The following is a 24,297-nucleotide window of genomic DNA, read 5'->3' as shown; positions in this document are numbered from 1 at the left end:
ACTCTGAGGTGATGATGAATAATCAAAATATTACAATATTCCACGACAGTGATAGTCAGGAACCATACTCACCTTTATTTACCGACTCTCAGATAAAAGGTCGCTTGCGAGTTATCGATACGTCAACAGATACATGGGATATAGGTGAGTCAGAAGCTATATTAATTAACTTCAATCTTCTAAATGTTCACAATGTGGAGCTTATTGATCAATTTAAATACACTATTGCGTGGTTTGTAAAAAGTAAAAGTCCAAGTCATGCCTTGGCTATTTTTAATGCAGTAAAATACTTTTTAAATAGCTGCGAATTTTTAGATGATTCAGGTGAGGAGCTTGCGGAGGTATTGGCTGATGAGGTTTGTTACTATTTTGCCAATAATCGTAAGTCTTCTAGTGAGGATAGGCTGGCGTTAGTCCGACTATGGTATCAACGTGGTGTCGCATTGAAACTCCCTATGTTTCAGAAAAATGTAGGTTATGCATTAGAACAATTAAAACTGAAAGGGCGCACCAAGGGATTAGATATTTTAGTTAATATTCCTGGTAAAAGTCCTTTAACCTCTAATAAATTGGCAGACTTACGGAAATTGTTGCAGTGTTACGCTGACCGTTTTGAGGTTGGAACTGCGGCTTATTGGCGATTGATTGCTACTTGGCTGTTTATTACTTTAGGTCTTCGTCCTAAACAACTTCGCTTGCTGATGGTTTGTGATTTAGCGGTAAATATTGACAGTATTACTCAGCGTAAATCCTATTTGTTGAATGTACCCTCTGTTAAAAAGCGATTTGAGGTGCCACGTAGTCGATTTAAATCTCGACCTATCCCTACCTTCCTCGGAGAAATGCTAGAAGCTTTGATAAACTTCAATAAGCAATGGTTAGCAGATAAAAATATTCAACTCCCTGTGACAGAGCTACCACTGTTTTATTCTGAGCCTACTTTATCCCCTCATATCAAGAGAAAGGTTGGTTCCAGAAGTAAACAATTTCGTTTCACTTTCTCTGCTGTTGCTTTTGGTAAAGCAACTCAAAGTACAATCGACCTACTTAATTCTTATCAATCTGCTGTAAACCTTCCCACATTTGATGAGCAGATTACGCCACGACGTTTGCGCAAAACCTTTGCTACTCATGCAGCAGCTTGTGGTACGCCTGCAATAATGCTGATGGAGTTACTTGATCATGATGATTTGCAGCATGTAATGATTTACTACAAATTGGGAGCCAACTTCGCAATTAAGATTGATAAAGTCTACCGAGAACAGTTTGGTACAATGTTTGATTATTTCCGAGGTAAGATTACTTTGGAGGAGTTCTCTGCTGCAAATAAACATAAACAAGTTTTTGGTCCTGATAATTTACGTCGTTTGGTAGGTATTGGCTTCTGTGGAAAAAGCGGACGCTGTCGAAAAATCCCCCCTTACTCCTGTTATACGTGCCTAAAATTTGAAGCATGTAATAACAAACAAGTTCATGTCGAAGTGTTAGAAGGCATGCTTGAGGATGTAGGAGAACTATTTAAATATGAGGTTGCGCCAGGCAAGTATGAAATGGAGCATATTAATGCTTGTCGTTCATTAATTGAACGCTTAGAGGTGGAGAATCGCTAGTGAATACTATAGATGAGAAAAAGGCGTTAACCCCAGCCATAAATGAAATGGAAGACTTTCTATCTTCAAGACAAATTGCGCGAAAAAAAAGCTTACAGCAAAATACTATTTCGCTGTTTACCCCTGCCGATAATTGCTATGAAAATATGGCTGGCTTTATCGAAAGTGCTAAAAATATTCACGCACCATTGTTTGATCATACTGTTAACTGGAATGCATATACATGGAACATCGCTGGTTTCGAATCGACAGTGACTACGCGAGCCGTTACACATGCTGCGAACATTCTTTTTACAGAAGACTGTGGAAAAGCGAAAAAAGTAAAAATATCCAAAGAGGATGAGACCCCCTTTAAAGAGCCATTCGCTTCTGAGGTTAAAGCCATTATCACCCACAAGCACCATCAAAAGAGAGTAAAACATGAGACTCATATGGTTCTTATCGGGGTATTTAGATTGTTGTATATTGGATTAGAAGATCAGGTAGCTCCCTCACTAACTCAGCTTCGCCCTGAGCATTTCGATTTAGCGATTCGTTACGCAATGACAGTAAAGAAACTAGCTCGTACGACGCTTTCTGTTTGGGGAGATAAGCTAGTACCCTTTCCATTTAGTTTTGAATGGTTAGTTCATCATAAGCCCGGTGAAGTTTGTTCCGGGCTTTGTCTACATCAAACAACCATTCAATGGATGCTTTCTCTGTATTGCGCATAGTCTCCCAAGCTTTAAGTTCCCGATGTAATTCCTCCCAACTCCCGATACGTCGATTAAGGCATTGCTGATTCATAACGCCGATCTCAATCTCCACCATGTTGAGCCAACTGGCATGAGGAGGGGTATAGTGGAAAGTGATTTTCCTTAATATTCGACGAGCCTCTCCCGCAGGGAACGTGTGATAAAGTGCGCCAGCCTTGTGAGTGGTAAAATTGTCTAATACAACATGAATTTGCTCTGCATCCGGGTAATGTTCATCAACTAACTCTTTCATGCACCAAGCAAAGTCTTCGAACTTTTTGGTTTTTGTTGCTTTCGCATGTCGCCAACCATTATGTCGGTCATACATCAGGAAGATATTCGCTACCGCTTCCCTGCGATATTCATAATCGATGCGTTCTGGTTGTCCAGGTTTAGCTGAAATAGGCTCTCTTGTATGGGAAATCATCTGCTTCATGGCCTCATCGAAGTTAATGACCGGCTCTTTGGGGTTGGCAGGTTGAGCATACAACTCCAAAACTTCTTCCATCTGTGCAATGAAGTCCGCATTGAGTTGACCAATGCACCACATTTTCTTCTGCCATGGTTTGAGTTGATTTTCCTTAAGTCGTGAGCGGATTGTTTCCAGAGAAATACTTTCTAAGTCCGTCAAAGCAATCAGCCTGTCTGCAATTAAAGAAAGCGTCCAGCGAGCGACCCCTTCAGGTGGCTTGGTACAGGCGATAGTGATAAGCGTGGCTTCCTCGCTTGAGCTTAATGCCTTCGGCTGCCCACGACGTTTTCCTTCTTCCAGGGCAGATTGCAGGCCTTCTTCAACAAAACCGCGTTTGGTTCTATAGACCGTTGAAGTACTGGTGTTTAAGAGCTGACATATTTCAGCGTCTGTATGTTGCCTGTGATTTGCCAGTAAAAGGATTTGGGCACGTTTTAGCTTTCTGGCGTTGTGCTTACCTTTACTGGTGAGTTCGTTAAGTTCAGCAATTTCTTCACAAGTCAGTTCAACACGGTAGGAAATATTCATGGCATGATAGGCTTCATTCTTAAAACCAATAATTGATCATACTCCGGTAAAAATGTCGATCTAAGATGGGAAAATGTCTGGAAAATACACCAAAAAACAAGGGCAGTATCTGGCCTATATTTACTACTACACCAAAGTGAATGGACGAGCGCCAGCTCATGCAGATCTACAAGATTACTTTGAGGTATCACCACCAAGTGTTCATCAGATGTTATTGAAGCTTGAAGAGCGTGGATTGATAACGAAAGAAGCTGGTGTCAGCCGAAGTATCAAGGTGGCTATTGATGTAAAAGAGCTACCATTGGATTGGTAGCTCAATCGATCAGAATTAAATGGAAACGGTACTAGCTATGATTGCTGGCATATTGGACAATAATCGCTTAACTCCTGTTTTACTCGATTGGCGAAATCCAATTGAGCGACATAGCTCCCGAGGTGGGGCTGAGCAAGCCGTCCGTGGTGGTAAGGAAGCAGAGAAAGAACGTGCAAAAAAGCTACCTAAAACGGAGGTGCTAGTATATCTAGCGGCGCTCTGGGCTAACTACGAATATATTGAAGAAAAAGATAAGTCATTGCTTTGTATGGCGATTATCTTGTTGTTGGTAGGTTTTCGCATGGATGAGTTTGTCGGGTTAGATATTAATTGCATTCCCACTCGTGAAGAGTATGAGCAGGCAGAGTTTGAACTCGACCCTCAAACAGGGGTGTATGTTAGGCCACTGCGAATACGTGTTTGGGCAAAGAAAAAAGCAGAGTGGGACGAGAAAATTGTGCCGCCTTCTGCGGTCGAGACTGTATATGAAGCGGTTGAACGGTTAAAAGTCTTAAGCGCTCCTCATCGATATACCGCTAAGATGATGCTTGAAGAGGGCAAATGGGACAAGTTTATTGGGTTCGATGATGATGATTTGCTCTCGGCCAAGCAAATACAAACTCTATTAGGAATATCGGGTCGTTCCACGTCAAACACAATAACCGCGATTACACGTTTAGGCGTAGAGAAAGCACCTGAGTCCTCAAATCGTAATACTCTGTTTCGAGTTGGTGATATTCATGAGGCTGCTTCAGATGCATATCGAGAACGGATCGCTGTTGTCAAAGATGGATTTGGGCATGAGACGCTAAGTGTCCCTATTTGGGATCTTTTAACGCTACGCTATCACAATCAATACACCCCGAAAGAGCGTCTGAATGTATTTGCGGAGCCTCTCAGTGGAACTCATATACAAGACTTTTTTAGGGGGCGCGATTATACAACTCGAACTCAGAAATCGGGAGTAGGCGGTGAGCAAAGGCGCATCCAAAGTGTTTTTGAACGCTATAGCTTCCCTGAAATTGAGGCTATGAATCATACCGTACGAACGCACCAGTTTCGGCATTTACTCAATACGATGATGCAAGAATCAGATATGTTTTCTCAAGAAGATATAGCTAAGAACTTTTTGCGCTCTAATTCCCAAGATAACAGCGCCTACAACCATCAGATTGAACCAGAAAAATACGCTGAGAGAAATCGGCATATCCAGGAAAACGTCCTAAAGAAACTAAATATTGATGCTGATCAGGCGAAGATGGCAATTCAGCGTTATCCATTATTGTCCAATGAGGAAATGCAGCAAGATTTAGACGAATCTGGTTCATACCACTTTACGGACATTGGTCGTTGTCGGCACGACTACACACAATGGCCTTGTGGTATGCATTACTCATGTTTACGGAACTGTATCAACTATAAGCGTGAAAAGGGTAACGCGATTGAAGTTGAAAAAATCACCGCACGACTTGAGCGAGCAGAACATCAAATGACATTAGCCAAAGAAGATGCAGATGATGAATTTACTGGTGCCAATAACTGGTATTTGAACCACAAAGAGCTGGTTGAGGGGTGCAAAGCTGCACTTGCAATTGAGAAAGATCCAAGATTTGCGGTTGGTGAGATTGTTCAGGTTTTTCCATTCGGTGTAGATAACTGCGAAGAGGTTGAAGATGAATAGATATATTACGGCTGAAGCAGAGGAAGACATTAAAGCTTATCTGGCGACATGGGAAACAGGTAAATTCGGAAAGAAACTAAGTTGGGCAATAGTTGCGAAGGCTTTTGGTTATTCTCGCCAGGCGTTGAGTGGCAACGCCAACATTAAAGGCGCTTTCGACAAGGCTAAAACAGCATTACGTGAAGCAAACACCCAAGTAGATAACTTTAAAGAGTTAGAAAAGGAAAATCAGCGCCTTAAAAATGAACTTGATAGATTAAACAAAGAGAATTATGCGTATCAGCAAAAATACTTGAGATGGCAAATTAATGCTCAACAACGAGGAATTAGTGTTGCCATGCTGAATAAGCCCATTGATCCCAGTATGAAGGAAGAGAATCGTAGACGTTCAGAAGAAGTTTAAGAGTGAAGTTGGGATATGGCTACAAGTGTCGAACTGGAAGTTCTAAAGGAAAATATTCGGAAGTTACCTGCAAGTCCAAAGCGTGGGGATATGGTGTATGAAGCATTACGAGTTTGGATCCCATTGCAAACGGATGAAGATTGGTTACGGTTAATTAATGTTAAGAGCAAAAAGCTCAATCAACGGGAAATAGCGGCTGAACTTTGTGCTACGGATAATATTTGGAAGAGGGAGCGGTTTCGTATTCTTCTTGATGAGATGAATGATGATGTCATCGCGAAAGGTTTGCTCAATAAGACGATTGCTCCTTCCGTTCGTAGCGATAGTGAGATTCCCCTAAAACCAGAAGCTGTTCCTAATACAGAAAATCCGATGAAGCAACTGGAGGAAGCCAAACTCAAGGCGAAACTACTGCGAACAGAAGGTAAGTTGCAACAGGCTAACCTGCGTATCCGAAAACTTGAAGCTGAGTTGAAGAAGTACACGGAGTTATCTGAATTAAATCGAGCACTCGAGCAACTGACCAGGCCACGACGTTAACAGGAAATGTATGCGTAACACTGAACCTAAGCATCATCAAGAGTGGAAAGAATTCGAAGGACTGTTGCGTATCGTCCGAGTCGAGAACAAGGACGCAGGCTGGTTTCAGGCAACTTGTACACTGATTGACGATACAGGAGAAATTTTGGATCGTGATGGACTTTATTATCTTGATGCATCACATCAGTGGATGGAACATTTCGTTGAGGTAGGGCAGATATGGATGATTGAGCAGGGAATGATGTGGTCGAGGCTCCTTACAACTCAGGATGGATATGCCAGAACCTCCTATACAATTGAACCTAAAGTTGTGAGTATCTGCCGTCCAAGCGGTAAGAGTTTGATGTGGCATTTTACTAACTGCCAATGGTATCCAGGCATTGGTGAGAAAAAGGCTGAATCACTAATTAGTACTCTAAGTGATGCTTCAGGGTATCAATCTCTCTATGAGGCGTTGGATAATCGTTTGGTCGAAAGGTTAGTAAGTGCTCCGTTGATTACACAATGGGATGCAGAGGTCTTAATAAAGGGGTGGGAGCGGCAAAGTAGTAAGCAGGTTTTAAAGTGGTTAGAAGATAAACAAATCGAGCCTAGTCTGGCATGCAAAGTTTTTGCTTTCCATGGCAAGAACGCAGTTGATGCCATTGAAGCCGATCCTTATTGTCTGACATCGTTCAATATGCCATGGCGTGAGGTAGATAAACTAGCACAGCTAAAGTTCGGGATTGCTCGCGATGACGAGCGTCGCCTACAAGCTGCTGTGACGGAGGTCTTGTGGGGAGCATTTAACGATCACGGACACACAAAAGTAGAATTACCTTACTTTCTACATAATATGAAGTGTTATATCGGTGACGACTTAGAGAAATGGGTTACTGCGTATATTGGAATGATTGAGCAATCTAGAGGGATAGTTCGCGGTAATTATATCCATGCCTTTGAGCCTGCTGTGATGGAGATGATGGTCGCTAATCGAATTGCTGATCTAGTATGTATCGACTATCAATCACCACTATCGATTGGAGCCATCTTATCAGTGATTCGAGATTTCGAGCACAAACAAGGTTTCAAGCTTACCAAAGAGCAAAAAGAAGCGGTTTCGAGAACAGTTTCTACTCCTTTTTCCATCATCACTGGGGGAGCTGGCGTCGGGAAAACCACAGTGTTAAAAGCTCTATATGCACTTTACGATGCTGCTGGTTTTAAGCGTGTACAGCTAGCGTTGTCTGGACGTGCAGTGCAACGTATGAGTGAAGCAACAGGAGAGCATGCAACGACCATTGCGGGACATTTATATCACTTCAACTGGGATAAGGTTAATAAAGACGTTCTGAAAAAGATGGTTGTTGTGGTTGATGAGGCATCAATGGTTGATCTGCATACTATGTATCGTTTGGTGGATAATGTCCCATCGGAAGTGCATCTAGTATTGATTGGTGATCCATTCCAACTTCCACCTATAGGAGGTGGCTTGGTCTTACACGAACTGGTTGATCGTCCTTATTTGCCAGTATCTCATTTGACAGAGGTAAAACGAACAGCAATTGATAGCTCAATTCCATTAGTTTCAGGAGACGTGCGAAAGGGGCGGGTGCCTAGTTATCTGGGAAACAATGTTGAGTTTCACAAGGTGGACTCGGATCAGATTGTAGATAGGGCTATTAACGAATATATGAGAGACATCGAGTCATCCCAAATTCTCTGTTCCACCAATACAATGGTGGGCAGAGTGAATATCAAAGCGCAGAAGCAGTTGAATCCCAATGGAGTGGTCTTGCCTTATATCGTTGAAGGTCAGAGGTATGACTCAGAAGTTCGTCTCAATGACCCTGTAATTTGTGTAGCCAATCTCTATCATCAGGAATACGACTTACGCAATGGTTCTATGGGGCGCATTGTCGAGGTGTACGACGAGCCGAGAACCTTTGAGGTTAAACACTCAAATCGTTCTAAACAGTCGAGGCTGATGACATCTTATGGACGTGCTCGGTGGGATAATGATTCAGGTGCAGGTTTTGATACCGAATTGCCGCTGGAAGTCATTGAGAAGCTGCGCCTCGCTTATGCCATTACTGTACATAAAGCGCAGGGTTCACAGTTCAAACGAGTTATTTTTGCTGCTATTGATGGTCGTAACCTTGATCGAACTCTGGTGTATACCGCAATCACCCGAGCGAGTCAGCACGTTGTAGTCATGGGTGATATTGACGCAGTTAGGGAAGCTATTATGAGGCCACCGAGTGCGACTCATAGGCTTGTTGGACTTGGAGGGTTTTTGGATGAGGTTGTGGGAGGAATAAGTTTCATCGCAAGTTAACATGAGCTGTGTAGGTCGTCACAAGGTCTCATACACAGAAATAACAAATTGATCTAACTTATAACATGTCTGTCTATCTTGGTTGAATTAAAACTCTTTTTAACTGAATAATTACTCGCTATAGTTTGGTTCCAAATTGCAGTGCAACCTCTTTCATTAGTGGATACATGACAGTTGAGCTAGTTGTTAATAATAAAACCAATATGGTGACTAAAGGTGAATCAATTTCAGATAAAGCACATTCAATAGAAGGTGCTGAGTTTTCTTGCTTAAAAGGCAAGTGTGGTAGGTGTTTAGTTGAAGTTATAAATGGAGAACTAGGACACCTAAGTAATAGTGAATTAGAATTTTTGAAGCTTATGGGATTAGCTACGGATGGTAAGTATAGATTATTATGTCAAGGTATTGCTAAATCTAATGCAGTCGTGAGGAAATTTTAATGTTCTCAAAAGAGATTAATAAAGAGTTAGAATTATTATCAAAATCAAACAATTATAGAGGGATGATTGGTTTAGCTAAGGATTATATAGAGATTACAGTTGCAATTGCAATATCTATATATTTTGATAACTTTTTAATCTATATACTGTCAATAGTTTTTATAGGTTCAAGGCAGAGGGCTTTGGCTACAATTTTACACGACTCAGCTCACAGAGTATTGTGTAAAAATAGCAATCTAAATGATATTTTAGGAAAGTATTTTTCTGGTTATCTTATATTTCAGTCATTTACCGCTTATGTTAAGAGTCACGTTATGAACCACCATAACTTCTTAGGAGTCAAGGGAAAAGATCCTGATTATGAAATGTATATAAGATCAGGGGTATATGATGCAATAAACAAAAAAGAATTTATATTTAGACACTTAGTGGCTCCATTTTTTCTCAGTAAATCACCCTTGTTTGTATACTATTTATTTAAAGAAAGATTTGGAAATTTAAATGAGAGAGAATCAATTAATATTATTTTATATTGGTTTGTCATATTATTAGTCTCATACTATTTTTCCATGTTAGATATTGTTGTCATGTATTGGTTTATTCCATTATTTACTACATTTCCAATGATAGGTTGGTTTATAGAACTTTCTGAACATTATCCAATAATTGAGAGTGAACATGAACTATATAAAACGTGGAACAGGTTTGGAAATAAACTAGAAGGATTTCTAACTGGTATGCATAATGAAAATTATCATTTGACACACCATCTAAGAGCTGATATTCCATATTGGAATATCGATAAGGCGCATAAGATTATGATGAATGACCCTGAGTACAATAAAGTAAATCAATCGTTTGGTGGAATTATTTCTTCATCAAATCGAAATAATAAAAGTATAATTAAGCATATATTAAGTAAATATAATGGAGTGGCGGTATTACAATGAGTCGTACATGGATTGTAGGGGCATTTTTTGCAACACTAGCTGCAATATTTAATGCTACAGTAGGCGTGATGAGCGTTAGTCTTTTTAATAATGGTCTCGCCCCCCAGTCAGTAGCATTTTTAAAATGTATTATAGCTCTAGTTATGCTCTTGTTATATGTAATTTCTTTTAAAAGAAAGGAACTAAAAAATAAAATCTTAACAAAATGGAAGCCTATATCAATATGTGCATTTTTTGGATTTTTCATCCTCTATACTTTCGAAACTAAAGCTTATGATACATTAAATGTTGCAGTGGTTGTTTTTATATTGTTTGGTTCGTCAATGATCACGACATTTATATTGAGCTGCTTGCTTGATAGGAGAATGATTAAGTTTAGAGAACTTGTTTCTATAGTTCTTTCAATCACGGGATTAAGCTTGATATTCTCTTATGATTTGGGTGATGAATCGTTTAATGGATTGGTCAATGCTACATTTTCTGGATTTGGGTATGGTGTTTTTTTAGTTTTATCAAAAAGATACCAGATTGGTTCTAGTATTACAACACTGACATCACTTATGATGTTCGGAACATTTTATTTATTTATTTACTGGCTGATTTTTCCTAGTGAAATTTCTTTGGGATCAATAGCTGAGTCTAGTTTTTACTTGTTGGCTTTGGCTATATTACCAACTATTGGTGGTTTCTATTGTACCATAAAATCTTTAAGTTTAATTAAAAGTGAATCTGTACAGTTAATTGAACTATCAGAGCCTGTATTTGCAATTGCATTTTCATTTTTGTTCTTGTCACAAATAATGACGTTTAACCAAGCTGTAGGTGGGGTTGTGATTGTTATTTCTATATTGATACATGAAATGGAATTTGGAATTTTCAAAAGGAAGATATATAAAGCTTTAGGCTGATATTAATAATGAAGTTTTCAACTAGTATACTCAAAATAAAGCCCGATTTATCGGGTTTTATTTCATAGATTTGATTGTTATAATCTAACTGTTTATCCGCGTGGTATCATCAGTTAATCAAAACTGTACCTTAGCGAGCACTTTAGTATTAAGTGCTACTCAGATTGCGCTGTAGCCAGCAAATTCAACGTACTTCACTAAACTGTACAGCTCGTTCGATAACACAAGGTGCTCTCGGTGAACAGTTACGAACGGTTACGTATCCAGAATTACGGATAACTTTCAGATTTTGAGACCTGCATCTTCAAGTTGAGCGGGTATAGATCACTGATCTTTTCTTTTCACGCTTCATTGCTGGCTACTACCATTTTTTATTGACGCAATCACTTTTAATAAATCGGTCGTGATTGCTGGGCATTTGTCATTCATAAAAACCGTTACCTCATCTCCAAATTTCATCGTTACGATTCCATTCTTATCGACACTTAACAGCGCGAAAGACTGCTTCAAATCAAGAGTCGTGTTACTTCCATTGGTCGTGGTTTCAGCCATATTTCCCCTCACTGCTAACGAGTATGTTTACAACATGGACAACAATTGTTACCCCAGATGTTTACTTAATGGTTCTGTTTAACTTTTCAACGATTTCAGTGGCATGTTGAAATATTGCATCCTTTACCAACGCGAACTCCTGTCCAGGGAATCTTTTGTCTATAGAGCTAAGTGCGCTACTAAACTGAGCGAGAAAGGTAAAGACGATTTCATGGCAGTTCGCATTGTTGATACCGAACTGAGCAGCTGTCTGCTCTATATGGCGTAAGCAAATTTTGTTGATATGATATTTGTATCCTCGTGATGCTTTCAGTCCCATAGCTAGCTTTAGTTTGCGCTTATTTAACCCTGTAGCACTGACAGCGGGGTAAGCCGATAGCAAATCGTAGAACGGTGCAAGTTGATAGTGTCCGCCAGGAGCAATATGCACGGAAAAATTCTTGAGATGCCCGTCAGTGGCACCAAGAAGGCATTGTAAAATCATGAACTTAAAAAAGTCATGATTGTTCGCCTTGCTTTGCGCAGAGAGACTTAAAACATCAACAATTTTGGAGACACCTAGGTTGTTCTCCGATTGATATTTTTGATGTTCAGGTATACCAAAAATCTGGCAGAAATCTTCTTGGTGTCTACGAGTCACAACTCCGTCACCAAAACATCGGTCGAACCGTTTTACTGCAAGGGCTTTAGCTCCTGATTCTGCGGTTATTATCTCAATGTCGGGGGCTTTAAAACCAAGTTCCTTCGCTATTTGAGCACATATGAATTCATTCTCAATGCTGCTACTCATATCTAGCACTGAGTTACTTTGGGTAATAACATCCATCGGATACTTAACTATGTGACTACTGAACGCGGTTCCCTGTGGGACATACCACCTTCCATTTGTTTTCATCAGCGTGGTTTTTCTTTGTGTACCAGATACACATGGCCTGTAGTCACCAAAACATGGAAGAAATGACTTACGCTGAGTAACGAGTTCATTTAATTCACTTGCCGAGATCTCTCGATATTTCCACCCTATATTTGGCGGCTCCCTACTCTCAGTAAATGAAATGCCGCCCGTGCAATCGTGACCAACTTTTGAGAGTAAGGTGAATACATCGTTGGATTGCACTCCCATTGAGTGAGCAAGGCTTAATCGTTCTTCCATTAAATCAGGAAGAAGATTATTCATGAAATTCAATACATTAAATGATGAACTTTCTCCCATTCTTAACGGTAGGCTCAACGAGATCGGAAAGGATGAATGATATGCTAACCATTGTTCAGAATATGAAAATGACAAGTTGTTCTTCGACCGTTGAACAAACTGCCCCACGAGCATGTTGTTATTTGTGGCATGTGTGTAAAGAATAGGATTGTGCAAATTAGCTCCCACTTTCTACTGGGTGGGCTGTGTTTTTGTAGAAAGTAATTGCGTTTTCTACTGCCAGCATTTCGGCTTTGAGATCCAATCTACGATTGTCATACTCGGATATATACTCGTCTAAACACGTCCGAAGTTCTGAGTGTTGAGTACACAACTGAGTGAAAAGAAGTGGCCCCCAATTTTCGGACATGACTTTAAGTGGTCGATCTGTTTTGATAGTACCCAACAATACAGGGACAGATTATGACTAGAAAACGTAGAAACCACTCTCCTGAGTTTAAAGCTAAGGTGGCTCTCGATGCCGCTAAAGGCGATAAAACCGTCGCTGAGCTAGCTCAGAAATATAACCTGCACGCTAACCAGATCTCAACATGGAAAAAGGAGCTGCTTGAAAACGCAGCCATGATTTTTGCCACCGAAAATCACTCAGGAAAAGAGAGTTCCGAAGATGTGGACAAACTTCACGCCAAGATCGGTCAATTGACCATGGAAAATGATTTTTTGGCCAAAGTGCTCGGTCGTTAGACCGAGCCCAGCGAAAGAGTTCGCTGGTTAAATCCACCCCATTGCCGATAAAGCGCCAATGTGAGCTGCTCAATATTGCTCGCTCTACCGCTTACTATCAGCCCATCGGACTCTCTGCTGAGGAGATCACGTTACGACGTATGATTGACGAAATTCATCTGCAGTATCCGTTTATGGGCAGTCGGCGCATTCGAACTGAGCTGGCTAAAAAGGGCCATAGCGTTAATCGTAAGCGTGTTGTTCGACTCATGCGCGATATGGGGATTGGGGCGATTTATCCCAAGCCCAAAACGACGCTGGCTAACAAAGCACACAAGGTGTATCCCTACCTGTTGCGTGATATCGAAGTCACTTACCCAAACCAAGCTTGGGCGATTGATATCACGTACATCCCGATGGCGAAGGGGTTCCTGTACCTCGTTGCGATTATCGACTGGTATAGCCGCAAAGTGCTGGCTTGGTGACTATCCAACACCATGGACACGAGTTTTTGTATCGAAGCGCTTGAGGAAGCGCTGAAGCATTATGGGCCACCTGATATCTTTAACTCAGATCAAGGCAGCCAGTTTACCAGCACAGAGTTCACACAGAAGTTAATTGAACATGACATACGTATAAGCATGGACGGGAAAGGCCGCTGGGTTGACAATGTTTTCATTGAGCGATTATGGCGAAGCCTGAAATATGAGGAGGTTTACTTAAAGGCTTATACCACGCCCCGTGAAGCCGAGCTTGAAATCGGCAACTACATGGTGTTTTATAATGAAGAGCGTAACCATCAAGGACTGAATAACCTCACTCCTGATGAGGCCTACTTCGGTAGGCAAAGATACGCAGCATGAGCTGGGTCAACCACTTAACAAATGAGCTTATGTGTCCAACCAGCGGGGTCCACTTCTAAATGCTTCCATGTCCTTTTATGAAGAGAATAGGACTCTGACAGCTCTGACTGTTTATCTTGCAAAATCGTCAAGAGACTTTCTTTTTTGAGAGAAAGGTAATTGGAATCCTCACTGTAGTTGTCGTAATCCACGACCTCCCAGTCGGTATGGTTAAACATAAAACCTTTGGAAAACAACTCATCTCCATGCTTATCGAAACCGCACGACAGGACTGCGCCGATAAGCGACATTTCCTTCAATTTTTTTTCGACGTATTCATCTGATAAGTATTCTTTCTCATCACAGTCTATTGGAAAGGACTTTAAGTCATTGGCAGAGAAATGTTCATTGTAATAAATGGCGAGAAATAACTCTTTTCTGATCTTTACCTTCATGTGTTCAAAAACGGCCTTTATTGTTGATTTTGAGGATTATAATCCGTTGAGTTACATACCGCAACTGTGCAATTGTTCAGCAAATTAATTTCATAAATAAAAAATGAACAAGAAGCTTGCGGCACTTGTGGGCAAACGCATTGCAAAAATGAGGAAATCTAAAGGGTTAACTCAAGATAAACTCGCGTTGTTCGCAGAGATAGATAGAAGTTATGTTGGACGCATTGAGCGCGGTGAAGTCAATCTCACGGTTGAGAAATTGTATGAGATTGCGGAGACTTTGGGCTGTGATGCTAAGGAGCTACTACCTTAATGGTGTAAGAATAGGTCGGCTTTCGATAAACCAATTATCTATTGCAGAGACAAAGGAACAGCCTTTTGATTTTTTAGTTGTAGTTAAAGTCAGCACTAGAAGATAGTAAATGTCTCAAATAATTAAAAATGTGCTTAACATACACTTATGTATGTATATCATCACGTTGTATATAGGATTGAAGGTTGATGTGACATGGTTGACAATAAAAATAAGTGGTGGGAAAAGCGTACTCCACGCTCAGTTGATTATCTTAAGCTATGGAAAGAAAATCCACGTTTTGATACAGCAGAAAGTCAATCAAGAATAAAGTTAGCTGATTTTGCAGAAGACATTATTAGTGAGCCTTCTGATAAAGCGAGCTTTTTTGAGCTTATTAAGTCAATTATTAAACTTGGATTTATGGACTTTGAGCCTATAGTTGTCTGGAAAGATGATAGTGATCGCTATGTGGTCGCTGAGGGGAATCGCCGAATCTTAGCTCTCAAATTACTCAGAAACCCCGATAAGGCACCTAAATCGATACGTAAGTTTATCTTGCAGCAGTCAAAATTGATCAGCCGTAATGATATCGAAAAGGTTCAAGTGTGTGTTGCTCCAAGTCTTGAAGCTACGCGGTGGTATGTATTACAGCGACATTCGACAAGCTCAATTCAAAAGCCCTGGCAGCGTTTACAACAACAGCGCTTTATTGTGAGTTTATATGATGAATATAACCACGATATAGATAAGATTATAGCTGTTACAGGGTTTACTCGTTCAGAGATTATACAAGCCTTACGATATGTTCAGTTACGAGATCTTGCTACGCGTAAACAGGTCACAGATCTCATGACTACCGAAGAAAAGGAGTTGATATATAGCAATAGCATATCGATGACGATTCTTGAACGCTGGTTTGCTAGTGAGTCTGTTCGGGAGCGTTGGGGGGTCAAGTTTGATGGTATGAAAGTTAAAATTACTTCTAATGAAGATAGTTTTTTACATGCATACGGTAAGTTTTTGAAGTTGATGTTCAACATTGAGCCGAATGATTTAAAGTTTGTTGTAAACACTCGTTCCATCCCAGAAAAGAACGAGGAGATTTTTAAAGTACTGCCTGAGGTCACTTTTCCTAGCGTACAAGAAGAAAAGATATTGAATCCATCTTCAGAAGTGTCTCAAGAGAAGGATAGCCAATTAGCTGTTCCATTACCTGATGAACATAACCAAGAAGAGCAAGAGAGTAACAGTGGTGGCGAATCACCTAAAGATGTTAACCCTGTCAATGTCAAGCATAAAAATGATAGACGTCGTATGGTTGTTCCTCATACTACTATAAAAGTACATAGTGCGAAACTTAACAGTTTATTTAGTGAATTAAAAAGAGTGCCTGTACACCTGTACACTCTTTCAGCGTCAATTACTTTGCGAGTATTCCTAGATCTATCAGTAGATGACTTTATTCGACGAAAAGGGTTAGAGAAGAGTGTGTCCACGCAATACAAGAAAGATTACAATCACACGATCTTACAGCAGCGCTTAAAATTCCTATGTGATGAACATGTGAATGACCCTCAAGCGAACAAGGTGATTAGTAAGCTTCTTCAGCCCAAAAATGAACATAGTTTAGATACGTTAAATAGCTACATGCATGGGCACGAAACTCACAAAATTGATTATAGATTTGTAAATGGCTTTTGGGATATGCTTACGCCCTTGCTAAAAGTCCTGATTGAACTGAAGGAAAGATGATGTTTTATTCACCGTTAAGGTATCCTGGTGGTAAGTCAAAACTCACTGCTTATGTCGTGGAAACTTTGAAGCTTAATGGGCTTGAGGGTGGAACGTACGTGGAACCATTTGCGGGTGGATGTGCAATTGCATGGTATTTACTCCTAGAAAAGCATGTACAGAGCGTTTGGATTAATGATCTAGACCCTGCCATTCACGCTTTTTGGTTCAGTGTTCTAAATCGTACTGATGAATTATGCCAACTCATTAAAGATACTGAAGTAACTATTGAAGAATGGCACAGGCAGAAAGCAATCTATACCAATGATAGGACCAATTCACTTCAGCTAGGATTTGCAACGCTTTTTCTTAATAGAACAAATCGCTCTGGAATTATCAAAGCTGGTGTAATAGGTGGTTTGGAACAAAATGGTAATTATCTACTTGATTGTCGATTTAATAAAGATAGATTGGTCGAACAAATCAGATCTATATCAGAATATAAAAATAATATCGTTTTAACTAATCTTGATGCTACACAGTTTATAGATGAATATCTTTTTTCTATAGAGGGGCCATGCCTCGTCAATATAGACCCACCTTACTATGTAAAAGGTAAGGGGTTATATCAAAACTTTTTTGAACATGATGATCACTATCGTTTATTTAGGAGTGTGAGGAATATACAGCATCCATGGATTGTTACGTATGATAATACGCCTGAAATTTGTGGTATTTATGCTGAGTTTGAACCTCAGGAATTCGGGTTAACATACACAGCACAAACGAAGAGAAAGGGAACGGAGGTTATCATCCATAGTCCAATAACTCGTAAAGTTTTCTTCAAGCCCGATGTGACGTTCAATGAAATTAAAAAACTACAAAGATTAGGTACAGAGATAAAATAAAAAAAGCCCTGTTTAACAGGGCTTTTTTTATTTTAAACAAGAGTTATATATATTTGTAAATTGTTCTACAAAAGCTTTTCTATCTTCAGGTATAGTTGCTAAATAGTGTTTGTAGATGTTATTAGCTCCTCTTCCCCAAGCACCTGATTCTACTTGCTCTAAATACCATTTTTTGGCGGTTTCTCTATTCGCTTTGATTTCATTAACATCGAAATTTTTGAAACATACTTGATGTGAGTAATGATTTTTTTTCTGTTTCCAAAATGGGTGTGCATCTGGTAATGAGTCAAGAAAATCCGCAAGTAAGCTCTCTGGGTTTAACTCTCCAGGTAAACATATATAATTTTTAAGCGTAGCTGGACCTTTTGGTAGCTTGCCTCTGACATCCCCATCCAAGACCACAATGGAGTTAGGGTGTTGAAAACTAGGTACTTTTTTTCTTCCCAGTTCTAGGTAATTATTACAACCCATTGTTAAGGGTTCGTACTTTAAGTTGAACTGATTTCCTTGCAATAATGCTTTTGTAAATTGAATGCACTCTTTATCTTCAGTATAAACAGATAGTTGTTTGACTATTTCAGTTCGACCTATACTAACATTCAAATTGTGTAAAATATCCTCGAAGCTAGGTGCTTCGTCTACTAAAATTAGGTTGTCCTGCTTTGTTAAATATACGGTATTGAATTGTTTACTTCTACCACGTGAACTTTTCAGTTTGGAAAGTTTTTCAAGCATTTGAAGTGAATGAGTAGTTGCTATTATTTGTATGTTCTCTTTACTACTAATACTAGCTAGTAGCTCTAACAGTTGCACTTGTGAGCCAGGATAGAGGGTCGCATCAATCTCATCGATAGCGAGAATCCCTCCTTTGTACTCGTCAGGATGCTTTGCTTTTAGTCGTTTAAATGACAGAATAGCTAGAAGAATTTTACCTAGATTATCTTGGCCAGCGGAATTCGAAAGCCAGTCATAGTGCTCAGTTGATACACCTAGAGTATTTTTGGAAGGCCCTTCCAAATAGTCAATAGCTTGTACGTTATCTCTGGTTAAGAGAATTTTCTTGTAGTGTTTGGTAAACCAATGTTGTTCCGCATCAGTTAGTTTTATGTCCTTTTCTTGGACTTTCCCTGCCTCAGCAATAGGGATGAGGCGCTTCAAGCTAAGGTATAGTACAGGGAGCTGAATATAGCCACTTCCTGCTTCTCGTCTACCCTTTTGCCAAAATCGAATGGAATCAACTGTTCGAGGTATGCTTTCAACAGTGAATCCACCATCCTCGCCAATATCTTCGTGTAAATTATGATCATAAAAATAAAGAGTCCACTCATGGCTCCCCGCCAAGTCCCTTTTAGGCGACAAACTAAATTTATCGGCAAAAGATGAACGGTAACTTCCACCTATCAAAGGCTTTTCGTTTGAAAAAGGATGATCTTTGTTTGGGATTGTGAAGGTTTGACTAAGAATCCCTAGCAAAGTGCTCTTTTGTGTACCATTTTGACCAGCAATGAGCGTTACATATTGCCCTAGAGAAAATTTGACATCTGTAAAACCACGAAACTTTTCGATATGAACTTTATCAATAATCATGAGAACCACGTAAATTACAAACTTTGAGGGGCGAAGCTAATACGGTATTGCCCAATATAAAGCGATTCTAACGGAAAAAGAGCGCATTTTCATAGATATTAACTTTACACTTCAATCTATTAAAGTTTTTTGCTACTTCTAGTCGGTGTATCTAGCTTTGTAAGTAGCAAATGAGTTACTGCAAGCACATCAATAGATGTGTCTTACCTCATTGCAGGCTTAACCAAATATCAGCCACCAGTTGTTCTCATTGACGAAGGGGATTGGTTTAAAGATACGACGTATGGATTTAATTAACTAAAAAGCTAAAATTGGAATAAGGTTAAGTCGAATCTCCACTTTTAAAGGTGGTTAACATAAGTCTTTGCTGTTTAAATGTGAGCGTTATATTGTACACTAGCGTGATGCTGTGGTTATGCTTAAAATGTAAAGACATTTACTCATATAGCGCTGGAGTTTACATAAAATGAAGGAATTCGATGATATGAACGATTCCAACAGCATGTATGTTGATGAAAGCGTAGTAATTGCGGGCTTGTGTAACGAACGAACGAGCTTTACGTCTTAATAGTCGTAAGTCTTCCTTTTTAACGGTTACCTGAGATCTACCAAAAGCCGCGGTCCCGCGGCTTTTTCAATGACACTTCTCACATCTTAAGTCATTAGATTGTTAACCATTCTCTTATCAAGTATATATAGATCAATACGGTATATGATGAATGGAAAAGGAATTCGGTATTCATGAGGTATACCCCAACTCTCAAGCTCAGTACTCGCCTCGTGGCTTTCGTCACTGTCATCGTGATCAGCGCCATGTTCATTCTTTTTGTCGGCGGCACGTTGTCGTTTAAACGGCTTGGGCAGGAGTATCTCAACCACTATTTGGCTGGCATTGTCGAAGTGCTGGACAAGGAGATGGAAGATCCGGATGCCGCCTATTCCATGCAGCGCTGGATGCCCAAGATGCTGCAAGCATCTAACATCGTCGAAATGAAGCTCTCCACCGATTCCGGCGTGGTTTACCGTTTCAAAGACACCTCACCACAAATTGACCCCAACCGCCTTTATCAACAGCGATACCAGTTGGAACGCAATCCCGGTTATCACGTCGAATTCAAAGCGGTGCCCCCTTACGTCGGGTTTGGTTACTCGCTGCAAGCGTTTTGGTCAATTACCCTAGCGGTCGGGTTAATCATCTTCTGCTTAATGCGCGGCCTGAAATGGTTAAAAGCGCAGTTGTATGGCTCGGAATTATTGGAAGAGCGTGGACGAATGATTTTAGCCGGAAGGGTCGAACAGTTTGCCAAAGGTGACGAGCAAGAGTGGCCCTACACGGCCAGTGAAGCGTTGGATCGTTTAATTGAAGAGCTGCAAGATGCCCGCCAAGAGCGCAGCCGCTTTGATACTTTTATTCGTACACAGACTTTTCTTGATAAGCTGACAGGCACAGCCAATCGCGTGTTGTTCGACAACAAATTAGAGTCGGCGTTACAAGAGAGCGGCGCGCAAGGTGGCGTGGTGCTGGTACGCATTGCCGATTGGAAAAGCGTATTGGAAGAGAATGACAAACTGATCGCTGATGAGTTTATTGTCGAAGTGGGTAGTTTGCTGTCCAACCTTGTGCAACGTTATCCAGACGTGGTCTTTTCTCGCTATTACAACGCCGATTTTGCGCTCTTTATTCCCCATCAAAGTGCCAAAGATGTGGCCAATCTCGCTTCACAGTGCATTCGTCAACTGGAGAAATTACACCCGCCGTACCCCCTCGATAAAGAGAATTGGTGCCATATTGGCATCACCATGTATCAGGAAGGGGAGCGCCACAATCAGATCATGGATGAAGCGGAAACCGCGCTGCGCAGTGCGCAACTGCAGAACAATAACAATTGGAGCCGCTTTAAAAAGTGGAACCAGATCGATGAGATCCGCGGTAGCGTGAAATGGCGTACCATTTTTGAGACAACACTGCATGCTGAAAGTGTGTTACTCTTTGGACAACCCGCTTATCTATTAAATAACAATCAGTTGGATTTACTACATACTGAATTAACGTGCCGAATTCACGATCCGGAAAATGGGATTGTGAAAGCGTCGAGGTACATGTCGGCGCTCAAGCAAGTCGGGTTTGAAAGCCAAATGGATAGGGCGGTATTAAGTAAAGCATTTGGTTTTTTACGTTCCACTCAGCAGAGCGTGCCTCTTTCTCTGAATGTGAATGTCACTCCGTTTGCAAACCGCCGCCATTTCAAATGGTTCCGTGATGAACTGCTACAGTTAACCAGTGAAAAGCGTGCTTTATTAAGCTTTGAGTTTGTTGAAAGTCATCTGGTGCGACACCTCGACTATATGCGACCAGTGGCGAAAATGCTTAAAGGCTTAGGTTGTCAGCTGGTGGTCGGGCAAGCTGGCAGAACCATCGTCAGTACCCATTATCTGAAAGATCTGCACGTAGATTATTTAAAACTGCATCGAAGTTTGGCAAAAAACATCGAAAAGCGACATGAGAATCAACTGTTTGTGCGTAGTATGCTGGGCGCTGGCGAAGGCACAAAGGTACGAGTGATAGCGGTCGGTGTGGAGACCCAGCAAGAGTGGGATACCTTAGTGGAGTTGGGCATTCACGGTGGTCAGGGGCGCTACTTTAGCCAAGAATCGCAACTGTTGCCGCCGCCAGTGCAAAACGAAGAAAAACAGATCAAGCCAGGGAGACGTAATCGCTGGCGACGGAAATAAGTGGAACCCTAAATGAATGTGCAGGCGTTGTTAGCGAAGCTGAAAGGTCAATCTCAGCAAGGACATCATCATGTTGCCTTATTGCAGCCCGATGCGGTCTATTTTGCCTCGAGCGCGCAACACGACCAACCCGCACACGTTGAGCCTATCAGTAGTAGCTGGGAAAAAAGCCTAGCGCATATTTTACAACTGAAAGCCACGCCAGGGCAGCGAGTTTCTATCGTTCTGGCCAGCCATCATTACCAAATCTTCCAGTTAGATAAGCCCGCGATACCGCGTAGCGAATGGCCTGCGGCGCTGCCTTTTCTCGTCAAAGATCTCATCTCTGAGCGGGTGAGCGATATTGTCGCCGATGGGCGCTTGTTGCCTGGTGACAACAAGATCCAAGTCTACGTATTGGCCAAAAAAGTAGTCGATAAAATTATCGACGTGCTGCTGCGCAATCAATGCGAATTGGACGCCATTATTCCTGAAGATGAAGTGTGGCCGCACAGTGCGGGCGATTTGGCGAACTTCATTTTGCTGCAACGCAGCCATAAAGGGCAGTTTAAACTCGGCGCGTTTGTTGATTTCACCCCCACTTTTCAGCGCACCATCCGCTCTGTCTATCCACCACTGACGGGGGAATCCGCCAGTGCCTTGCAACTTGATGGACTGGCGCTGGAGTTGCAGCGTTCGATGGATTACCTCTCATCACAATTGAAAGGGGTGACGCTCAATCAACTGAAAATCTGCTGTGACGATGAAGATCAAAATGCGCTGGTGGCCGCACTGAGTGAGCGTCTTACTGCGACTACGTCTGTGCTCGCATCGCCAGCACTGCAATGCGGACAAATCGTAGTCAATACGGCACGTTCACTTGGATTGCCCTCGGTTAATCTTTACCCAGAACATCTCAAGCCAAAGCGAGCTCGCTTTAATCTCATCACGATGCTTGCCTCTTGGCTTCTCGCTGCGCTTGTTCTTGGGGGGATGTACGGATTGGCGCGCTGGCAGCAAGCGCAGCTCGCTCAAGAGTTAGCCGTTGCACAAGCACAAGCACAACAATTTAAGCAGCAGTTAGCCGCGCAGCAGGCAAAACTGGCCGCGCATAAACCTGCTGCGGAAAAGCTCGCCGCAGTGGAGCGCTTAAAGCAACAAATTCAGGCCATGCAAGCCTCATTGGCGGCGGTGGGTAATTATGATCAATCTCGCCAAGGCGGGTATTCCGAGATCATGCAAGCGCTGGCCAAGCTAGGCAGAAATGACATCTCTCTGAGCGACATCTACATCACGCATGATCGACTCGATTTAAAAGGGCTGGCTCGCAGTGCCAACGTGGTACCTAACTGGGTAAACCAGTTTAAGCAGGAAGTGAGCTTGGTTGGCCGTAACTTTGAAAAAGTTCGTTTAGGCCGCAATGAACAGGACGTGATTACCTTTGAACTCAGAACTCGCGCAGAGGGTAAATAATGAATTCGTGGTGGAAAGGGCTTAACGACAAGTTCATCGCATTGAGCCGCCGAGAAAAAGGCTTGATTGCCCTGTGTGGTTTGGTGGTGATCGTGCTTAGTGTCTCGACACTGCTGCTTGAACCTTTGTGGAAGGCGTTGGAAGCGCAAAAAACGCAGTTATCGACACTGGTATTGAATAACCAGCGCAATGAAGGCGAGCTGTTGGTGATTCAGGCTAAGCTAAATAAAGATCCCAACCAAGAGGTCGATATTGAACTTAAGAACCTAATGCAAAGAAGCCAAGAGCTCGACATGCAGCTTTCAGAGATGGTGAGCAATTTGATCTCGCCAAGCCAGATGGCAGCCCTTTTGGAAAGCGTGCTCGACACCAGTAGCGGCATCAAATTGGTCTCGCTGGAGTCGTTAACCGCAGAGCCGATTGGCGGCGATGCGCAAACCTCGGCCTACTCGGGCTACTATGTCCATCCCGTACGCCTTGAGCTGACTGGCAGCTACTTTGCGGTGGTCAATTATCTCAATCAACTGGAGAGCCTACCGGTGAACTATTATTGGCGCAGTTTCCATTACAAGGTAGAAAACTATCCGCAGGCGCGATTGATACTGCAAGTGTATACCTTGGGCACGAGACAGGAGTTTATCGGTGGTTAGAGTGGCGATGTTGTGGCTGTGCTTGCTAACGCTGCCAAGTTGGGCCGCGCAAGACCCGACGGCGCCGCTGTCGTGGATGGCACCTGCTCCTGTGCAAGCTAAATCGACCAGCAGAGCGGTCAGTTTGCCTCTATTGCAGAGTATCGTGTGTGAAAGTGAGCGCGACTGCGTGGCGGTGATAGATGACCAAGTCGTTGCCCGCGGTGATGTGCTGCGCGGTTTTCGCGTGCAGAAAGTGACTCCTGAGGCAGTGACGTTAGCGCAAGGTACGCGCCAATGGCAGCTTGAACTGTTTAATTTAGATGTAAAACAATAATTAA

Annotated in this window: 21 protein-coding genes and 2 pseudogenes; 18 read left to right on the top strand and 5 right to left on the bottom strand. The window is 41.7% G+C overall.

The window, feature by feature from the left end; translation table 11 throughout:
• The first annotated feature begins 14 nt into the window (after positions 1 to 14).
• A complete protein-coding gene (locus EA26_RS18690) occupies positions 15 to 1,610 on the top strand; it encodes a tyrosine-type recombinase/integrase (RefSeq protein WP_226978396.1) in 1,596 nt (531 codons plus the stop codon).
• Positions 1,610 to 2,323, top strand: coding sequence for a hypothetical protein (locus EA26_RS21805; protein WP_226978397.1), 714 nt, complete (start codon positions 1,610 to 1,612; stop codon positions 2,321 to 2,323). The genes EA26_RS18690 and EA26_RS21805 overlap by 1 nt, the downstream gene beginning before the upstream one ends.
• On the opposite strand, the gene EA26_RS18680 is transcribed toward EA26_RS21805, so the two are convergent.
• Positions 2,220 to 3,344 (bottom strand): IS630 family transposase, encoded by a 1,125-nt coding sequence (locus tag EA26_RS18680; protein WP_039423633.1) that lies wholly within the window; start codon positions 3,342 to 3,344, stop codon positions 2,220 to 2,222. The genes EA26_RS21805 and EA26_RS18680 overlap by 104 nt on opposite strands.
• Positions 3,345 to 3,417: 73 nt before the next feature.
• Between EA26_RS18680 and EA26_RS18675 the strand changes: the two genes are divergently transcribed.
• The 8 genes from EA26_RS18675 to EA26_RS18640 all read left to right on the top strand — a co-directional run bounded on the left by EA26_RS18675 (position 3,418) and on the right by EA26_RS18640 (position 10,896).
• Complete coding sequence (locus EA26_RS18675; RefSeq protein WP_020432846.1) at positions 3,418 to 3,657, top strand: LexA family protein; 240 nt, start codon at positions 3,418 to 3,420, stop codon at positions 3,655 to 3,657.
• Between the two features lie 19 nt (positions 3,658 to 3,676).
• Positions 3,677 to 5,338, top strand: a complete 1,662-nt coding sequence (locus EA26_RS18670; protein WP_226978378.1) for a hypothetical protein — start codon at positions 3,677 to 3,679, stop codon at positions 5,336 to 5,338.
• Entirely contained in the window at positions 5,331 to 5,741 is a 411-nt protein-coding gene (locus tag EA26_RS18665) for an MreC domain-containing protein (protein WP_001083107.1), read from the top strand. Before EA26_RS18670 ends, EA26_RS18665 begins: the two co-directional genes overlap by 8 nt.
• Before the next feature lie 15 nt (positions 5,742 to 5,756).
• On the top strand, positions 5,757 to 6,281 hold the full coding sequence (locus EA26_RS18660) for a hypothetical protein (RefSeq protein WP_000235991.1): 525 nt from the start codon (positions 5,757 to 5,759) through the stop codon (positions 6,279 to 6,281).
• A 10-nt stretch (positions 6,282 to 6,291) separates the two neighbouring features.
• The gene (locus EA26_RS18655; protein WP_039430625.1) at positions 6,292 to 8,598 is read left to right on the top strand and encodes an AAA family ATPase; all 2,307 of its coding nucleotides are present in this window, start codon (positions 6,292 to 6,294) and stop codon (positions 8,596 to 8,598) included.
• Positions 8,599 to 8,765: 167 nt separating this feature from the next.
• The gene (locus EA26_RS18650) at positions 8,766 to 9,038 is read left to right on the top strand and encodes a 2Fe-2S iron-sulfur cluster-binding protein (protein WP_039430623.1); all 273 of its coding nucleotides are present in this window, start codon (positions 8,766 to 8,768) and stop codon (positions 9,036 to 9,038) included.
• Positions 9,038 to 9,988 (top strand): fatty acid desaturase family protein, encoded by a 951-nt coding sequence (locus EA26_RS18645; RefSeq protein WP_039430621.1) that lies wholly within the window; start codon positions 9,038 to 9,040, stop codon positions 9,986 to 9,988. Before EA26_RS18650 ends, EA26_RS18645 begins: the two co-directional genes overlap by 1 nt.
• Positions 9,985 to 10,896, top strand: coding sequence for a DMT family transporter (locus EA26_RS18640; RefSeq protein ID WP_039430620.1), 912 nt, complete (start codon positions 9,985 to 9,987; stop codon positions 10,894 to 10,896). Before EA26_RS18645 ends, EA26_RS18640 begins: the two co-directional genes overlap by 4 nt.
• A gap of 348 nt (positions 10,897 to 11,244) precedes the next feature.
• Here the strand turns inward: EA26_RS18640 and EA26_RS18635 are convergent, their stop codons facing one another.
• Both EA26_RS18635 and EA26_RS18630 read right to left on the bottom strand, forming a co-directional pair.
• Positions 11,245 to 11,448: a hypothetical protein gene (locus EA26_RS18635; RefSeq protein ID WP_000852433.1), complete on the bottom strand. Its 204-nt coding sequence runs from the start codon at positions 11,446 to 11,448 to the stop codon at positions 11,245 to 11,247.
• Positions 11,449 to 11,509: 61 nt separating this feature from the next.
• Positions 11,510 to 12,817, bottom strand: a complete 1,308-nt coding sequence (locus EA26_RS18630; protein ID WP_226978379.1) for a HipA domain-containing protein — start codon at positions 12,815 to 12,817, stop codon at positions 11,510 to 11,512.
• 246 nt (positions 12,818 to 13,063) lie between these two features.
• Here EA26_RS18630 and EA26_RS18620 point away from each other — a divergent pair.
• Positions 13,064 to 14,187, top strand: a pseudogene (locus tag EA26_RS18620) (IS3-like element ISVpa4 family transposase).
• Between the two features lie 59 nt (positions 14,188 to 14,246).
• Here EA26_RS18620 and EA26_RS18615 read toward each other — a convergent pair.
• Positions 14,247 to 14,621: pseudogene (locus EA26_RS18615) on the bottom strand (hypothetical protein); the annotation flags it as partial.
• 103 nt (positions 14,622 to 14,724) lie between these two features.
• On the opposite strand from EA26_RS18615, the gene EA26_RS18610 reads away from it, so the two are divergent.
• The 3 genes from EA26_RS18610 (at position 14,725) to EA26_RS18600 (ending at position 17,555) form a co-directional block, all read left to right on the top strand.
• Positions 14,725 to 14,934 carry a helix-turn-helix domain-containing protein gene (locus EA26_RS18610; protein WP_001898369.1) on the top strand — a complete coding sequence of 70 codons (210 nt, stop codon included), beginning with the start codon at positions 14,725 to 14,727 and terminating at the stop codon, positions 14,932 to 14,934.
• 195 nt (positions 14,935 to 15,129) lie between these two features.
• Positions 15,130 to 16,668, top strand: a complete 1,539-nt coding sequence (locus EA26_RS18605; protein ID WP_039430613.1) for a ParB/RepB/Spo0J family partition protein — start codon at positions 15,130 to 15,132, stop codon at positions 16,666 to 16,668.
• A complete protein-coding gene (locus EA26_RS18600; RefSeq protein WP_039430611.1) occupies positions 16,668 to 17,555 on the top strand; it encodes a DNA adenine methylase in 888 nt (295 codons plus the stop codon). The genes EA26_RS18605 and EA26_RS18600 overlap by 1 nt, the downstream gene beginning before the upstream one ends.
• Positions 17,556 to 17,582: 27 nt before the next feature.
• On the opposite strand, the gene EA26_RS18595 is transcribed toward EA26_RS18600, so the two are convergent.
• Positions 17,583 to 19,142, bottom strand: a complete 1,560-nt coding sequence (locus tag EA26_RS18595) for an AAA family ATPase (RefSeq protein ID WP_039430609.1) — start codon at positions 19,140 to 19,142, stop codon at positions 17,583 to 17,585.
• A 741-nt stretch (positions 19,143 to 19,883) separates the two neighbouring features.
• Here EA26_RS18595 and csrD point away from each other — a divergent pair.
• Genes csrD through EA26_RS18575 form a run of 4 tightly spaced genes read left to right on the top strand, consistent with a single transcriptional unit; the run spans position 19,884 to position 24,293 of the window.
• On the top strand, positions 19,884 to 21,875 hold the full coding sequence (csrD, locus tag EA26_RS18590; RefSeq protein WP_039430608.1) for an RNase E specificity factor CsrD: 1,992 nt from the start codon (positions 19,884 to 19,886) through the stop codon (positions 21,873 to 21,875).
• A 12-nt stretch (positions 21,876 to 21,887) separates the two neighbouring features.
• Positions 21,888 to 23,327, top strand: coding sequence for a PilN family protein (locus tag EA26_RS18585; protein WP_039430606.1), 1,440 nt, complete (start codon positions 21,888 to 21,890; stop codon positions 23,325 to 23,327).
• On the top strand, positions 23,327 to 23,977 hold the full coding sequence (locus EA26_RS18580) for a type II secretion system protein M (protein WP_039430604.1): 651 nt from the start codon (positions 23,327 to 23,329) through the stop codon (positions 23,975 to 23,977). Before EA26_RS18585 ends, EA26_RS18580 begins: the two co-directional genes overlap by 1 nt.
• The gene (locus tag EA26_RS18575; RefSeq protein WP_039430602.1) at positions 23,970 to 24,293 is read left to right on the top strand and encodes a hypothetical protein; all 324 of its coding nucleotides are present in this window, start codon (positions 23,970 to 23,972) and stop codon (positions 24,291 to 24,293) included. Before EA26_RS18580 ends, EA26_RS18575 begins: the two co-directional genes overlap by 8 nt.
• The last annotated feature ends 4 nt before the right edge of the window (positions 24,294 to 24,297 follow it).

It is taken from the genome of Vibrio navarrensis, assembly GCF_000764325.1.
GTDB lineage: Bacteria > Pseudomonadota > Gammaproteobacteria > Enterobacterales > Vibrionaceae > Vibrio > Vibrio navarrensis.
This window is presented reverse-complemented; position numbering and strand designations above follow the sequence as displayed.